The 15,116-nt window shown below is 60.2% G+C and carries 14 protein-coding genes and 1 pseudogene; 8 read left to right on the top strand and 7 right to left on the bottom strand.

The features are described 5' to 3' along the window. Positions 1 to 182: 182 nt before the first annotated feature. The gene (gene mgtA, locus X743_RS158100) at positions 183 to 2,813 is read right to left on the bottom strand and encodes a magnesium-translocating P-type ATPase (RefSeq protein WP_023765267.1); all 2,631 of its coding nucleotides are present in this window, start codon (positions 2,811 to 2,813) and stop codon (positions 183 to 185) included. Beyond that, positions 2,813 to 3,622: a universal stress protein gene (locus X743_RS158105; RefSeq protein WP_023765266.1), complete on the bottom strand. Its 810-nt coding sequence runs from the start codon at positions 3,620 to 3,622 to the stop codon at positions 2,813 to 2,815. The genes mgtA and X743_RS158105 overlap by 1 nt, the downstream gene beginning before the upstream one ends. A gap of 190 nt (positions 3,623 to 3,812) precedes the next feature. Between X743_RS158105 and X743_RS158110 the strand changes: the two genes are divergently transcribed. Next, positions 3,813 to 5,369, top strand: a complete 1,557-nt coding sequence (locus tag X743_RS158110; RefSeq protein WP_023765265.1) for a PAS domain-containing sensor histidine kinase — start codon at positions 3,813 to 3,815, stop codon at positions 5,367 to 5,369. Then, on the top strand, positions 5,356 to 5,970 hold the full coding sequence (gene fixJ / locus X743_RS158115) for a response regulator FixJ (protein ID WP_023765264.1): 615 nt from the start codon (positions 5,356 to 5,358) through the stop codon (positions 5,968 to 5,970). Before X743_RS158110 ends, fixJ begins: the two co-directional genes overlap by 14 nt. Here fixJ and X743_RS20615 read toward each other — a convergent pair. Next, complete coding sequence (locus X743_RS20615) at positions 5,967 to 6,233, bottom strand: hypothetical protein (protein ID WP_032922974.1); 267 nt, start codon at positions 6,231 to 6,233, stop codon at positions 5,967 to 5,969. The genes fixJ and X743_RS20615 overlap by 4 nt on opposite strands. Before the next feature lie 343 nt (positions 6,234 to 6,576). Here X743_RS20615 and X743_RS158120 point away from each other — a divergent pair, with 343 nt between their 5' ends. Beyond that, the gene (locus X743_RS158120) at positions 6,577 to 6,825 is read left to right on the top strand and encodes a lipoyl domain-containing protein (RefSeq protein ID WP_023765262.1); all 249 of its coding nucleotides are present in this window, start codon (positions 6,577 to 6,579) and stop codon (positions 6,823 to 6,825) included. 66 nt (positions 6,826 to 6,891) lie between these two features. Beyond that, a complete protein-coding gene (locus X743_RS158125; protein ID WP_023765261.1) occupies positions 6,892 to 7,272 on the top strand; it encodes a hypothetical protein in 381 nt (126 codons plus the stop codon). 104 nt (positions 7,273 to 7,376) lie between these two features. Here X743_RS158125 and X743_RS158130 read toward each other — a convergent pair whose 3' ends face one another. Both X743_RS158130 and X743_RS158135 read right to left on the bottom strand, forming a co-directional pair. Continuing rightward, the gene (locus X743_RS158130) at positions 7,377 to 7,718 is read right to left on the bottom strand and encodes a cytochrome c (protein ID WP_023765260.1); all 342 of its coding nucleotides are present in this window, start codon (positions 7,716 to 7,718) and stop codon (positions 7,377 to 7,379) included. Between the two features lie 28 nt (positions 7,719 to 7,746). Further along, positions 7,747 to 8,193, bottom strand: a complete 447-nt coding sequence (locus X743_RS158135) for a phasin family protein (RefSeq protein ID WP_245264199.1) — start codon at positions 8,191 to 8,193, stop codon at positions 7,747 to 7,749. A gap of 163 nt (positions 8,194 to 8,356) precedes the next feature. Here X743_RS158135 and X743_RS1000000170505 point away from each other — a divergent pair, with 163 nt between their 5' ends. Together X743_RS1000000170505 and X743_RS158140 are read left to right on the top strand one after the other, a co-directional pair. Beyond that, positions 8,357 to 8,608 carry a hypothetical protein gene (locus X743_RS1000000170505; RefSeq protein ID WP_198028430.1) on the top strand — a complete coding sequence of 84 codons (252 nt, stop codon included), beginning with the start codon at positions 8,357 to 8,359 and terminating at the stop codon, positions 8,606 to 8,608. A gap of 34 nt (positions 8,609 to 8,642) precedes the next feature. Further along, positions 8,643 to 9,089, top strand: a complete 447-nt coding sequence (locus X743_RS158140) for a pyridoxamine 5'-phosphate oxidase family protein (protein ID WP_023765257.1) — start codon at positions 8,643 to 8,645, stop codon at positions 9,087 to 9,089. A gap of 77 nt (positions 9,090 to 9,166) precedes the next feature. On the opposite strand, the gene X743_RS158145 is transcribed toward X743_RS158140, so the two are convergent. After that, on the bottom strand, positions 9,167 to 10,003 hold the full coding sequence (locus tag X743_RS158145; RefSeq protein WP_023765256.1) for a universal stress protein: 837 nt from the start codon (positions 10,001 to 10,003) through the stop codon (positions 9,167 to 9,169). A 174-nt stretch (positions 10,004 to 10,177) separates the two neighbouring features. Here X743_RS158145 and X743_RS158150 point away from each other — a divergent pair, with 174 nt between their 5' ends. Then, on the top strand, positions 10,178 to 10,576 hold the full coding sequence (locus X743_RS158150) for a c-type cytochrome (RefSeq protein WP_023765255.1): 399 nt from the start codon (positions 10,178 to 10,180) through the stop codon (positions 10,574 to 10,576). 51 nt (positions 10,577 to 10,627) lie between these two features. After that, positions 10,628 to 12,181, top strand: a complete 1,554-nt coding sequence (locus X743_RS158155) for a bifunctional aminoglycoside phosphotransferase/ATP-binding protein (protein WP_023765254.1) — start codon at positions 10,628 to 10,630, stop codon at positions 12,179 to 12,181. 18 nt (positions 12,182 to 12,199) lie between these two features. Here X743_RS158155 and X743_RS01000000168870 read toward each other — a convergent pair. Further along, positions 12,200 to 14,955, bottom strand: a pseudogene (locus X743_RS01000000168870) (bifunctional acetate--CoA ligase family protein/GNAT family N-acetyltransferase). Positions 14,956 to 15,116 lie beyond the last annotated feature (161 nt).

Raw genomic sequence — 15,116 nt, 5'->3', positions numbered from 1 at the left:
TGCTCTCCTGCCAAACGCCCCTGTCCTTGAGGCCCTCGGCCACGTCCTTGGGGTATATTGCGCTCGTCATGTTTGGCCAGCACGCTCTCCGCAACAACGACACCCGCGGCGGGGCCGAACCCCCTTCAGCACGATTTGGTTCCTGAGGGGCGCCGCGCCACGATCACATAGGTGCGGGCAATTCAGTAATGAGACCCCAGCGTTGTCGTGTTTTTGCGAAGCGTCGCCAAACTCGACTTGTACCCTCTCCGGTCACGATCAAAGAACCAGCGCTTTGTCGCCTCCGATGCCAATAGGTAGAGCGCGGTGATGGAGGCAAGTCCGGCCAGCACCGGTAGCGGCAGAGGCACGAAGCCGAACCATGCCGCGAACGGCAGATAAGGGATCGCGATCGCGACAATTCCGACGGCTAGCGTGAGCCAGGCAAGCAACGGGCTCGGGCGGCTCGCCCAGAAAGCTCCGTGCGTGCGCACGATGAGCACAATGGCGAGCTCCGTCAACAAGGATTCGACGAACCAGGCGGTCTGGAATGTCGACGCCGTTGCGTGAGCGAACAAAAGCAGGAAGGCGAAGGTTGCGAAGTCGAACAACGAACTCACAAGGCCAAAGCTGATCATGAACCGCCGCACGAAGCTGATGTCCCAGTGGCGAGGCCGTCGCAGTTGGTCTTGATCGACATTGTCACTGGCGATGGCGAGTGAGGGAACGTCGGAAAGGAAATTGTTGAGCAGGATCTGCTTTGCCAGAAGCGGCAGGAAAGGCAGGAACAGCGAAGCGACGGCCATACTGATCATGTTGCCGAAATTGGCACTGGTGGTGATCGAGATATATTTCATGGTGTTGGCGAACGTCTTGCGGCCGTCGTCGACGCCCCGCACCAGGACGCCGAGATCCTGCTTGAGGAGGATGATATCGGCCGCCTCGCGCGCGACATCGCATGCGCTGTCGACGGAGACACCGATGTCGGCCTCATGAAGCGCGGGCGCATCGTTGATACCGTCACCAAGATAGCCAACGACATGGCCTCTGCTCCGTAAGGCCTGGATGATGCGTTCTTTCTGGTTGGGATCGATCTCGACGAAGAGATCGGTGTCCTGCACTCCGGCAAAGAGCGCGCTCTTGGTCAGCTTCGACAGCTCCTCCCCGGTCAAGATCCGATCGCTGCGCAAGCCGACAGCTTGGGCAAGATGGGCGGCAACGTAGCGATTGTCGCCCGTAATGACCTTCACCGCGATGCCCCGGTGGGCGAGTTCGGCAAGCGTGTTCTTTACGCCTTCCTTGGGCGGGTCGAGGAAAAGCAGAAAACCGGCGAAAGCGAGATCGACCTCATCCTTCCTGCTGTAGGGACCGCAGCCTTCAAATCGACGCGTCGCTATCCCCAGGACGCGATATCCCTCCGCGCTCCAGCGCCGAAATATCTTGTCGATCGCCGCGCGGTGAGCGTCTTCGAGAGGTTCCAGGCCTTTCGCTGTGCCTACGAAGCTGCAGGTTTCGAGGACGTTGTGTACCGCGCCTTTCGTGATCAGGAGGTCGCCACCGTCCTTGCTTCGCACAACAACGGAGAGGCGCTTGCGAATGAAATCATAAGGCAGTTCGTCAACCTTGGTGAAAGCACCCAATGAAGCGCTCCCACCCCCCGCAATGGCCTCATCGAGCGGATTCTTCAGTCCGGTCTGTAGGGTGGCGTTAAGACGAGCCCAAAGCAGGATCTCCTCAGACGGATTACCATCGACATCGAACCATCCATCGAGGTGGATTACACCTTTCGTCAGCGTACCTGTCTTATCGGTGCACAGCAGATCCATGCTGCCGAGATTCTCGATGGCATCGAGGCGGCGCACGATGACGCCGTTGGCAGCCATGGCGCGGGCGCCACGAGCAAGCGTTACGCTGATAATGGCCGGGAGCAGCTCCGGGGTGAGGCCGACCGCGAGAGCCAGCGAAAACAACAGCGATTCAATCAGCGGACGATGCAGCATCAGATTTGCAAAAAACACCATGATGACGATCGCCAGCATGATCTCGGTCATCAGATAGCCAAACAATCTGATACCCCGGGCAAAACCCGTTTCCGGGATTTGTCGCTCCAATGCCGCTGCGATGGAGGCGAATTCGGTGTGGGCGCCGGTCGCGGCCGCAAGTACGGTTGCAGTGCCGCTGCGCACGGATGTGCCGGTAAACACCGCATTGTTGCGTTGGGCGACGGGCGCATCGGGGTCTGATCGCCCCGCCGTCTTCAAGAGGGGGAAGGTTTCGCCGGTCAGCACCGCCTCGCTGACGTTGAAATCCAGCGCCTCGAGGATGATACCATCGGCGGGTATGAGGTTTCCGGCCGACAGCCGGATGAGATCGCCCGGCACAATTTCTTCAGCAGAAACGGAGGATTCGAGGCCGTCGCGCAGCACGATAGCCTTGCGTGAGATGCGCTGTTTAAGAGCCTCTGTCGCTCGCGACGCCCCATATTCCTGGGTGAAGCTGAGAACGCAACTTGCCAGCACGATCGCCCCGATGATTGCGGCCTCCTGACCTTCGCCGACGAAGGCCGAAACGATGGCTGCGAAGATCAGGATCAGGACGAGTGGGCTGCGGAACTGGCGAACAAACACGGTAAGCGCCGACGCGCCTGGCTTCAACGCCGGCATATTTGCGCCGTATCTGACGAGCCGAGAGGCGGCCTCGGATCCTGCCAGCCCAGACGTGGCGGACGTCGCCAAGCGTCTCACGAGCTCATCGCTGGTGATCGACCAATAGGGACTTGCGGCCGCCGTGACGGATTCCTGGTCCACGCCCGGAGACACGATATTCGATTCCATCAATATGACAGGAAACGGTTGATGCTGGTCTCTTCAATCAGCGTACGGGTGACGCCACCAAACGCCCATTCGCGCAGGCGGCTATGGCCATAGGCGCCTGAGACGATCATATCGGCATGGATCGAGCGTGCGAATGTCAACAACTGCTCGCCGTCGACTTCACCGATGATCAGTTCCGTCTGGGCCATAATGCCATGGTGCTCAAGATAGACCGCCACATCGGCGAGGCTGTCACGAACGCTGTCGTCGCCGTTGCTGGCGATCGTGGCGACGACAACCTCATTGGCCTTGGCCAAAAAGGGCAAGGCATCCGCTACCGCCCGGCGCGCCTCCCTGGTATCTTTCCAAGCAACCAGGACCGTGTTGGCGCGAAGGTGTTCGACGTTGTTTCCGATGACCAGGACTGGCCGGCCGATGCCGAGCGCCAAGCTGCCAACATCGGCGGCGCGAAACACGTCGTCTCCCGACGCACCGGTCACGACAAGGTCGGCTGCGCGGGCGAAAACGCTGAGGAACCGGGTCGGGCTGCAGACGGCTTGGCCCCATTCGCTTGTAATCGAAGCCGGGACCAGGCTTTCGAACTCGGCACGCAGTTCGGCAATACGCTTTTCGATTTCGGTTCGCTGAACCTGCATGACCTCGCCTTCGTAGACCATGCCTTCGCCCGTCGCGACCAGAGGCGGAACATCCGCCGCCGCCAGACCAATGAGATGGGCGCCAAAACGCTCTGCGAGTTCGATACCTACTTTCACAATGGCAGCAGGGGGCGCGTCGACCGCGAGATTCGCTATTATGGACTTATAGGACATTGGACGCGCCTTTCACTCAAGCGATTTGGACGCGCTATGAATTGCATTCACTGGCGCTGGCTTCCTTGATGCGCGTCAAAGAACCGGCCAATTGCTTTTGCATCTACACTTCGGCCTCGATCCATTTTGTCTCTGATCGGAGAAGTGATAGTTAGGCCTTCTTTATGTGTCTCGAGACTAGGAACCGCAGGTGATCCAAGACGAAGCATTCAGTTTGACACCTGGCGGGACGACGCTGAAATCCCTGTTGTCGCAAATGTTCGAGCAAGCTCCCGGATTCATGGCCCTGATACGTGAGCCTGACCATGTATTCGTGCTGACCAATGCCGCCTACCAGCATCTCGTTGGCGATCGGCAGGTTATTGGAAAATCGGCGCGCGAGGCCTTTCCCGAACTCGAGAGGCACGAATTTCTCGAACGGCTCGACCGTGTGTACATGACCGGCCAGCCCTATAGCGGCAAAGGCGTGAAGGTCGGCTTCCGCAACAGCAGTGATGGGCCAATTGAAGAGCGCATCCTGGATTTTGTCTATCAGCCGATCAAGGCCGACGATGGGCGAATCACCGCCATCTTCATTGAAGGCACGGATGTCAGCGACCTCTCATTTGCGAATGCTGCGCTTCTGTTGCGCGAAGATCATCTGCGTTCAATCTTGGCGACCGTGCCCGATGCGATGGTCGTCATTGACGAGCAAGGCAGTATCCAGTCCTTCAGCACGGCTGCCGAAACGCTGTTCGGTTACCAGTCAGGCGAGGTCATCGGACGGAATGTCAAAATGCTGATGCCGGCGCCATATCGCGAAGAGCACGATGCCTATCTGCTTCGGTACCTGACGACGGGAGAGCGCCGGATCATCGGGCTCGGCCGCACCGTGACCGGGGCGCGCAAGGATGGCACTACTTTCCCGATGGAACTTTCCGTCGGCGAAATGCACCCGGGAACCGGACGCTTCTTTACCGGCTTTTGCCGCGACCTGACCGAACGTCATCGCGCGGAAGCAAGAATTCAGGAACAGCAGCAGGAGCTTCTGCACATGGCGCGGTTTACCGCGCTTGGCGAGATGGCATCGACGCTTGCCCATGAGATCAACCAACCGCTGACAGCCATCACGAATTACCTGAAGGGCAGCCGACGGCTTCTCGAGAATAGCGAGGAAAAGAACGCGCCGATGCTGCGGGATGCCGTGGAAAAGGCCGCCGAGCAGGCCCTGCGGGCAGGCGACGTCATTCGACATCTGCGCGATTTTGTTGCCAGGGGCGAAAGCGAGCGTCAGGTGGAACGACTGCCGGCGCTGATTGAGGAGGCCTCGTCGCTCGCCCTGGTCGGCGCAAGGGAGATCAATGTCCAGGTCAGCTATAAGCTCGATCCTGCCGCGGAACTGGTGTTGTCCGACCGCATTCAGATTCAGCAGGTTCTGCTCAATCTGATGCGCAACGCGGTGGAGGCCATGCAGGAAACGCCGCGCCGTGAATTGAAAATCACAACCGTTGCCCGGGAAGATGGCATGGCTGAAGTGAGCGTGATCGATACCGGTCCGGGGCTCGCGCCCGAGGTTTCGGCGCAACTCTTCCAGCCATTTGTGACCACCAAGAAGCAGGGTATGGGTGTCGGCCTCTCCATCTGCCGCACCATCGTTGAATCGCACGGCGGTCACATCTGGGCCGAGGCAATGGCAACGGGTGGCACCGCTTTTCGGTTCACCTTACGCATCATTGAGAAGGATGAGGTCACAAATGGCCGACAGTGATCTGGTCCACGTCGTCGACGACGATGTGGATGTTCGCAAGTCGCTTGGCTTTCTTCTGGCAACGGCTGACTTTGCCGTGCGCCTGCATGAATCGGCGACCGCTTTTCTCGCAGCGGCGAGTGGCCATCTCGACGGCTGCATCGTCACTGACGTGCGCATGCCGGGAATAGACGGCATCGAATTGCTACGGCAACTCAGAACAGGTGGACATAAGATTCCGGTCATCGTCATGACCGGCCATGCCGACGTGGCGCTCGCCGTTCAGGCCATGAAGGAAGGCGCTTCCGATTTCATCGAAAAGCCGTTCGATGACGAGATGCTGATCCTGGCGATCCGCTCTGCACTGGCCAACCGGAACGAGGCGAACGCGGCGCATCCCCAGTCTGCGGATATCCGCGAGCGTCTGTCGACCTTGTCAGACCGCGAGCACCAGGTGCTGGACGGGCTTGTTTCCGGTCTGCCCAACAAGACGATCGCCTACGATCTGGGGATCAGTCCGCGCACGGTCGAAATCCACCGGGCCAATGTGATGAGCAAAATGGCGGCGAGCAGTCTGTCGCACCTGGTGCGTATGGCGCTGATCGTGGAATCCAGATCTTAAGGAGAGTCCTCGAGAGGTTTGCGAATCCTGACTTCGGTCCCTTCCCAGTCGCGCCAATGGGTCGGTCGGATATCGACACGGGCACCACTGGCAGCATTCTTCCAGCCCTCCTTCTCCCTTCTGCAGGCAAACACAAGCGCGTGCTCGCCGTCTTCGTCGATGACGCCCAGTTTGAGATCGCGACCAAAGGGAGCGCTTAGGATTGGTTCCCACATCGCATCAAAATCTTCGCAAATGGTGTGGTACGCTTTGATCTGCATCATTTTCTGAAATCGTCTGCCACGCAGGCGCTATTGCCGGCGTCGAACCGATGTCGATAACGGTTCCTACCGCAGACGCCATCATATGCCGGTCGCGGGCAACGCAATTGATCGCGATCGCAGCGCCCATACCGGATCCGACGTCCATGGCGATAGGCACCTTTCCCTGAACCGATTCATGGCCTCGCCTTGGCGATGCTCGGCCATCTTAAGCGGGCTGCCTAACCAGAATTTGGTCCGCGTCAAACACCGTACGATCGCGGCATCTGCGTCATAGGCCGTTTGATCGTGATCAAGGACTGCGCCGCGCAGGGGCATATCGTTCGACGCTACAGGGAGAATCGCGATGCACTATATCAAGGTTGATGAAGCGCTATGGGCGTCCAGCATGTTGCCGGAGGGCATCCTGGAACGCTGGTTCATTGCCAGCGGTGACACAATCAAGGCCGGAGAACGCATAGCTGAAGTTCGCGTTGAAGACGCACTGCACGAGATTGTCGCGCCGGCAGCTGGTCGCGCGACCATTGTCGCATCAGCGAGTGCGGTCATTGAACCTGGGTCTGTCCTGGCAATCCTGGAGTCGCAGCCGGCTTAATGCCGTCGGTAACTCCGGAGAATGATTGCATTTACCCCTCAACGATATACGCAAGGATGTTCCGGAATGCAGACCCAACATGCCGTCGCCTGGCTGGACCGTCGCGAAGCCAAAGTGTTCTTCTTCAATCGCGAGACAACCGAAAACCTGAAGCTTGCCACCACGCTTGCGCATCATCAAATCCACAACAAGGCAGGCACCATCGACGGCAAGCGTGCGCCGGAAGACCAGTCCTTCTACCACGACATCGTCACAGCCCTGCAGCCGGCGAAGGAATGGCTAATCGTAGGGCCGGGATCGGCAAAAGACGAGCTGGCAAAACATATACGCGACCGCCACTTGAACGATCGTATCGTCGGCGTCGAACCTGCCGATCATCCTACGGAGGCCCAGATCGTGGCGCATGCTCGCTCGTTCTTCCATGCCGCCGACCGGATGTTGCCCTAGTCGCTTCGCCGGGTTTGCGGCTCGCAATCAGCCGCGAGATCGATCGCTCCTTGGCACGATTGATGGCACCAAGGCTCGATCGCCTGCAGCATTTGAAGCGTGGGTCACGGCTCCTGCAGGGTGCTGATGTAAGCGATGATTGCCTCGATCTGGTCGGGGCTTGCGATCCACTCAGGCATGTCCGGGTGGCCAGTCGAAATCCCCTCGGCGAGGGCCTCCTCGAGATCAGTGATCGGATAGCGCTTTGACAAGGTACGGAACGCCGGGGCGTCAGGATGACTGCTCGCGTCGGTTTTTCCAATGGCGTGGCAGCGGGCGCAATTGACTTCCACCAAGCCCTTGCCATGCTCCGTCACGCTGTCGGCCGAGGCGGGCTGCACATATCCGAGTAACACCAGTGCGAGTACGGAAGCCTTAAGACGACCATGCCTGTAAACGGTGTTCATGTTGTCTGACGATCTCCGCATTGCCGGTCTACGCGACTGTCTTCGCCGCAGCATTCTCGATCGCGATCCTGGCGCCCTTGCGCATGTGTCTGGCTGTTTCGGAGGCGAGCCGGGAGGTCAGTGTGGCGACCTTGCCAGCTTCGGTCACGTATTGCGATGTCGCATTCTGCAGGAAAGCGGCGAAGGTGTCGAAGGCGTCATTGAACTGCGTACCCGTGATCAAGTCATCGGCCAGTTTGGCGTCCTGTTCACAACGATGCTTCAGAAACGCCAGCGCCTCGACGTTATAGCGCATCATCGCCTTGAAGGCGTGCATCTGAAGGGATGCAGCAGTGAGGAAGAATTTCTGACCATTCTCCGCCATCGGCAACAACGGCATGTCCAAAGACAACAGTTCGGTCCGAGTGTGCATTATCGATTGCTCCATTACGACGACATGCAAAGGAAAGCCGCCAACTGGCAAATCTGACGCCATTCCTCGCCATGTCCTTGATCAGGATCAACCGTTTCACCCCTGCCCGAAATGCAGAGCCGGCAACGGACCTCGATGCCGCGCTTGATACGCATCAAGGTGTTCGTCGCCTTTTTGGGCTAACTCGCTTCATGCCCTCAAGCGACGGTCACCGAGGCAAATCATCGTGGCAGTCCCTGTTTCACCGCAGGAGACAGTTGCTGACCTGGCACGGGAAGCCGATCGTGTGGTCTGCCTTAGTCAGCCAGGAGATTTCCGTGCCCTGGGCTATTTGCTGTATTTGCTTTTTCCTCCGCTCTCCGACAGCGATGTCGCCGCTGCGATGGACGAGGCTATTCGGTCGCGCAAAAAGCCTGACAGCATCGAAGTGCGCAACACGCCGCTGGCCATGGCTCAAAAGCCACCACAAAATCAATGACACGGGACAACCGTGAGAAATAGGAGGTCACGTCATGCTGATCCGCACGCTTTCTGCCTTGGAATGCACGAAAATCCTGACGGCCAATCGCGTTGGCCGCCTGGCATGCGCAAGGGATAAGCAGCCCTACGTCGTGCCCATTCACTACGCCCATGCGGATGCCCATCTTTACGCGTTCTCAATGCCGGGCAAGAAGATCGATTGGATGCGCGCCAATCCGCTGGTGTGCATCCAAGTCGACGAACATGGCCAGGGCCGCGGATGGAAAAGCGTCGTTGTCGATGGCCGATACGAGGAGCTGCCTGACCGGATTGGCCATAAGCTCCAGCGGGACCATGCCTGGTCGGTGTTGAGCAAGCACGCCGACTGGTGGGAGCCGGGCTCACTCAAGCCCGTCATTCCTCCCACGGCCGACAGTGCACCGCATGTTTTCTTTCGTATCCTGATCGAGCAGGCATCCGGACGGGAAGCGAGCGAGTAGTCGGCCCATCAAGGCTTGCGAGTGACGAAAAGGGCCGGCGCAATCTGCACCGGCCCTTTTCTCCTGCCGTAGAATTGCTATCGCGCCATCAAGACCGGCAACGGCTGACCCGCAAGCATTGACTTGGTGACACCTCCAAAAATGCGTTCGCGCAACCGGGAGTGACCATAGGCGCCCATCACCATCAACTCTGCAGCAACATCGACAGCATGCTGGCTAAGCACGTCGGCAACCGAATGATTCGCGCTCGGCAGCCGGTCGACCGTAACCTTCACGCCGTGCCGGGCAAGATAGGCCGCGGCGTCTGCACCTGGCTCCTCACCATGATGGAACTCATTTTCAATGGGATCGACGATGACAAGGCGCACATCTTCGGCGCCTTTCAGCATATCGAGCGACTCGCGGACGGCGCGCGATGACTCAAGACGGGCGTCCCATGCAACGAGGATGCGTTTCGCCTTCAGCGTCGGGCGCGAGCCCTCGGGAACAAGCAGAATGGGCTTTCCCGATGAAAACAGTGTTCCCTCGATGACTTTGTCCCTCAGCGCATGGCTTGCCAGCAGATCCGGTCCCAGAATGGTCAGGTCGGCGTAGCGGGCACGCCTTCCGATGACGTCGTCTGCCCATCCCATGTCGGGATAGTCGTCACTCAGATCAGCAGACACGGCGCTCTGGGCGAGAAACCCGGCGACGTTCGCAATTCGTTTCTCGAGCCTTTTCAACTCGGCTTGCCGTTCCTCAAGCCAGGCGGGCGAGACGACAGCGGCATACTCGCCGCCCGAGGGCGGTGCTGCCAGTTCGAGCACGAGCACGGAGAGATGGGCACCGACCTGTTCGCAAAGGTTGGAGGCGAGCTTCAGATCGCCCTCGCCCTGGTTCGGTCCGGTAACCGTAAGCAGTGTCTTGAAAGTCACGGCGGCAACTCCTGATTCCGATTGAAGGGTCAGTCGTGGTTTCAGTCACTAGCGAGGACGGCCAGCGCGTTCATTGAGTTGAATCAAACACCGTGACCGCGGCGGCATTGATCCGCATCAACGCGCTGCCAAAGCGAGGCGGTAGATTTCAGCCAATCAATCGAGGAAACACACATGAGATTCCTGATCGCGGCGGCTCTGGCAGGATTGGTTTTTGACGCGGCCACCGCCCGGGAACTCGGCGACGGCAAGGCGGAATACATGAACTCATGCGCCGTCTGCCATGGCCCGGATGGCAAGGGGGATGGACCGTTGGGCGACGAACTGATGAAGCGGCCGAGCGACCTGACGCGCCTCTCCAGGCGCAATGGCGGCGAATTCCCTTACTGGCGCGTCTTTGCCATGATCGATGGCCGCGGCATGGTGCCCGCGCATGGCGATCGCGATATGCCGGTGTGGGGCAACCAGTTCCTGCCTGGCGACGTGACGAAATATGGCCCTAACGCCGGCGAAATCGTCACCAGGGAGCGGATCCATGATCTGGCCGGTTATGTCGAGACGCTGCAGCAATGAAGCAGAAGGCGCAAACAGTCCCCGCGCGACAAGGCGTCGAAGAGGCCGGACATGATTGTTGACGACCAGCAATCCGTGATCGCGTTCCTGCTTGATCCTGCCTCATATCGCGTGGCGGGACCGGTCGAAGCGATCGAGACTCATATCTCGCGCATTTTTTTGACTGGCGAACGCGCCTACAAGATGAAACGGGCGGTCAAGCTGCCCTATGTCGATTTCTCGACGCCGACGCTGAGGCTGGCCGCTTGCGAAAAAGAGGTGGAACTCAACTCGAAAACCGCACTCGGCCTCTATCTGGGAGTGCGGCGCGTCACACGCGAGGCGGATGGCAAATTGGCTTTTGACGGCGCGGGCCAGATGGTCGACGCGGTGATCGAGATGGTCCGCTTCGACCAATCCAAGCTTCTTGATCGCATGGCTGCCGCGGGAGAATTGACGCAGGCGCTGATGACCGCGGTTGCGCGCATGATCGTCGGATACCACCGTGCCGCGCCGACAATCCACAATGGCAGCGGGTCGTCCAACATGGCCGGCGTGCTCGACATCAACGAGGCCGCCTTTGCCACCAGCCACGTTTTCACGAAACCGGAGGTCAAGACCTTTGCAAAGGCCTTCCGCACCGCCCTCGCCCGCCACTCCGGACTGCTCGACCGCCGCGAAGCCGCAGGCAAGATTCGCCGGTGCCATGGCGACCTGCACCTGCGCAACATCTGCCTTCTCGACGGCGAGCCCCGCCTCTTCGATTGCATCGAATTCAACGACCAGATCGCCAGCATCGACGTTTTGTACGACCTTGCCTTCCTGCTGATGGACCTTTGGCACCGGGGGTTTCCGGAGCTCGCCAATCTTGTGATGAACCGCTATCTCGACGAAGCCGACGATGAGGACGGTTTCATCCTGCTGCCCTTTTTCATGGCGGTGCGGGCTGCCGTGCGCGCCCACGTCACAGCGACCCAGGTCGAGCAAAGCGGTGCCGATAGCGACAGATTGGCTGCCGAAGCCAGATCCTATTTCGACCTGGCCCAAGCATTGCTCCAGGAAACACCGCCCCGCCTCGTTGCGATTGGTGGCCTGAGTGGCTCCGGCAAGACGACCATTGCCGAGGCGCTCGCCGCCAAGATCGGTGCACCGCCCGGTGCCCGCATTGTCGAAAGCGACCGCATCCGCAAAGCGATGCATGGCGTGCCGGCCGAAACGCGGCTGCCGAACAAGGCCTATCGACCTGAGGTCTCCGAACGGGTCTACAACGAAATGGCATGGCGCGCCGGCCTGATCCTCTCCGAGGGCGGCTCGGTTGTAGCTGATGCGGTTTTCGACAGACCGGCCGATCGTGAGCGAATTGAAAAGGCGGCACGCAACCGGGGTATCCCATTCTCCGGTTTCTGGCTGGAGGCGGATCCACTCGTCCTTTGGCAGCGGGTCAGTGAACGCAAGGGCGGTCCCTCGGACGCCACGGCCGATATCCTGTCGCGTCAATTGCAGCGAAATGTCAGCCAGGCCACCTGGCGCAAGACCGAGTCCGATCGAAAGCTCGTCGACATCGTCGCGGAGTTGAGGAGATGTTGCGAGCGCGATGCTTCGCAGACCCTGCGCACGGCCTCCTGACTGTTGCGGATGATCGCCTCAACAGAGTTCGAGCTTGGCCTCGACAAGGCCGGGCTCGTTCGGAAGATGCATGATGGAGAAGCCGAATTCACGGCACATTGCCAGCATCTTGCTGTTTTCACTAAGCACGATGCCCTGGATGCGGCGGATCCCATCGGCCTTTGCATAGTCGACGATCTGGCTGAGCAACTCCCAACCCAGGCCCTGCCCCTGTAAGTCCGTCCGAACCAGCAATGCGTATTCCGCACTGACGTGGTCGGGATCGCAGGACAGACGGCTGATGCCCGCCAAAGCGCCAGTGCGTGTCTCCAGCGCGACGAAGGCCATGTTGCGATCGTAGTCGAGCTGGGTGAGCCGCTTCAACATCTGGTCGGAGAAGCTTTTGCGCGGCGACAGAAAACGCAGGCGCAAATCGTCAGGCGAAATCCTGGCAAGGAATTCGGGATAGAGCGCGATGTCGACCGGCTTGATCGGGCGAATACTATAGTCCATGTCGCCCGCCGAAAATGTCTTTTCCCAACCCGACGGATAAGGCCTGATGGCGAGCGCCGGGTTAGGCCCCGCCTCTTCCACGCGTTCCGGCTCGATCTCGATGCGGGCGTCAAGCACAATCACGCCCTCGGCGTCGGCCAGCAGCGGGTTGATGTCCAACGAAACCAGGCACGGAAAGTCGATGATCATCTGCGACAGGCCGGTGAGTGCTGCAATGATCGATTGCCTGTCCGCCGGCTTGCGATCGCGGAACCCGGCGAGCAGGCGGCCGATCCGCGTTTGCCTGATCAGGTCATCGGAAAGAACGTCGTCGAGCGGCGGCAACGCGATCGCGGTATCGTCCATCACCTCGACCGCAACGCCACCAGCTCCAAACAGGATGACCGGGCCGAAAATCGGATCGCGGCTCATGCCGAGGATGAGTTCCTGCGCCTGTTTCCGAGTCACCATGGGCTGAACGGCATAGCCTTCAATATCGACTTGCGGAGCGTGGCCGAGCACACGCGCCTCGATTGAGCGTGCGGCCTCCCCGGCGGCGGCAGAGGTAGAAATGCCAAGCACCACCCCGCCAATGTCCGACTTGTGCGAGATCGCCTTGGACAACAACTTGACGACGACCTGCGCGGACGTCTTGAGGAGCCGGCCAGCAGCCGCTTCCACTTCGACAGGAGATCTGGCGACGATCGTCTCGGGCACCGGAATGNCTTGAGGAGCCGGCCAGCAGCCGCTTCCACTTCGACAGGAGATCTGGCGACGATCGTCTCGGGCACCGGAATGCCGTAGGCGGAAATCGCCGCCTTGGCTTCGGGCTCGGTCAGCATTCGCCGGCCGCCTTTTGCCACCTGCCTGAATATGGCAAGCACGGCTTCTCGGCCGCTTCTAGCGTCCTCGCTGTGACTCGACGGCGTGCGCATCAATGCCCGCTGAGCCCGCGACCATTCGCTCAGGTAGGAGACGGCCGTTGCGGCATCGGAGGGCGTTTCGAAGCTGGCAATGCCGGCATCCTGAAGAACACGCCGCCCTTCGCGAGCCGTGTGTTCGCCAAGCCAGCAGGTCAGGATCGGTTTGCCGCCGATCTTGCCGTCCTGCGCGAGCGCCGCCACCGCGCTTGCCGCGGCAAGCGGCGAGCCGAGCCCGGTCGGGCAGTTCATGACCAGGACGACGTCGGTTCCAGCATCGGCCGCCACGGCCTCGGTCGCGACCCGATAGCGCTCTGGCGGGGCATCGCCGATAATGTCGATCGGATTGGCGTGGGACCAGGTGCTCGGCAGGACGGCATTCAGACGGGCGATCGTTTCCGCCGACAGTTCGGCCAGTTCCCCGTTGCCTTCGATGAGTTGGTCCACGGCAAGCACGCCGGCGCCGCCGCCATTGGTGACGATGCCGACACGGGCTCGTTCTAGCGGAACGAAACGAGCGGTCGTTTCAACCGCATCGAACAACTCGGTGAGGCCTTTGACGCGCAATATGCCAGCGCGCTGCAAGGCAGCATCGACGACACGATCCGCCCCCGACAGCGCGCCGGTATGGGTCGCGGCCGCTTTGGCCGATTGCTCGTGCCGGCCCGACTTGATCGCGATCACCGGCTTGATGCGTGCCGCCGCACGGGCGGCCGAGATGAACTTGCGCGGGTTGGGAATGGTTTCGAGATACATTACGATGGCGCGTGTGTGGATGTCGCCCGCCAGCATGTCCAGACAATCTCCCACGTCGACATCCGCCATGTCGCCCAGAGAGACGATCTGCGAGAAACCGACATGGTTGTCAGCCGCCCAATCGATCAGCGACGTGGCGATGGCGCCTGATTGCGACAGCAGTGCGATGTTGCCGGGTCTGGCGGCCATATGCGCAAATCCGGCATCGAGCCGTAATGGCGGGATCATCAGACCGACCGTGTTCGGCCCAATGATGCGGAAAACAGTGGGCTTGGCCGCATCGAGCATCGCCTGGCGCAGACCGTTTTCGTGCGTCAACCCGGCGGTGATGACAACCGCCGCCCGCGTGCCCTTTTCAGCAAGGTCGCGCACGATGGCGGGGACTGTCCCAGGCGGCGTCACGATGACACCAAGGTCTGGAACACCCGGAAGATCGGCCGCCTTGGCATAGCATTGCCGACCGGCCACTTGCGAATATTTCGGATTGACCGGCCAGATCTCGCCCTCGAAGCCGCCGCTGACGATATTGTCGAAGACGACGCGGCCGACAGAGCCGTCGCGCTCCGATGCCCCGAACACGGCAACGGACTTTGGGGCGAACGCATGTTCGAGATTTCGGATCGTCACCCTCATGCCCTCTTGTTCGTCGCGATGATCGCCCGTCGATCTTGCCCGTTCGTTGCGTTGGATCAAAGCGTTCTCCGGTTCTCGCTATTAGCTGTTGCGCGAGTTCGACGCGCGCCGTCAGCGCTGGCGAAGATTGGCGAGCATCGATCAAATCGAAAGGC

The sequence above is a fragment of the Mesorhizobium sp. LNHC232B00 genome (genome assembly GCF_000502435.1).
Lineage (GTDB): Bacteria > Pseudomonadota > Alphaproteobacteria > Rhizobiales > Rhizobiaceae > Mesorhizobium > Mesorhizobium opportunistum.
The sequence above is the reverse complement of the archived record's forward strand: the minus strand, read 5'-3'. Positions and strand labels throughout refer to the sequence as shown.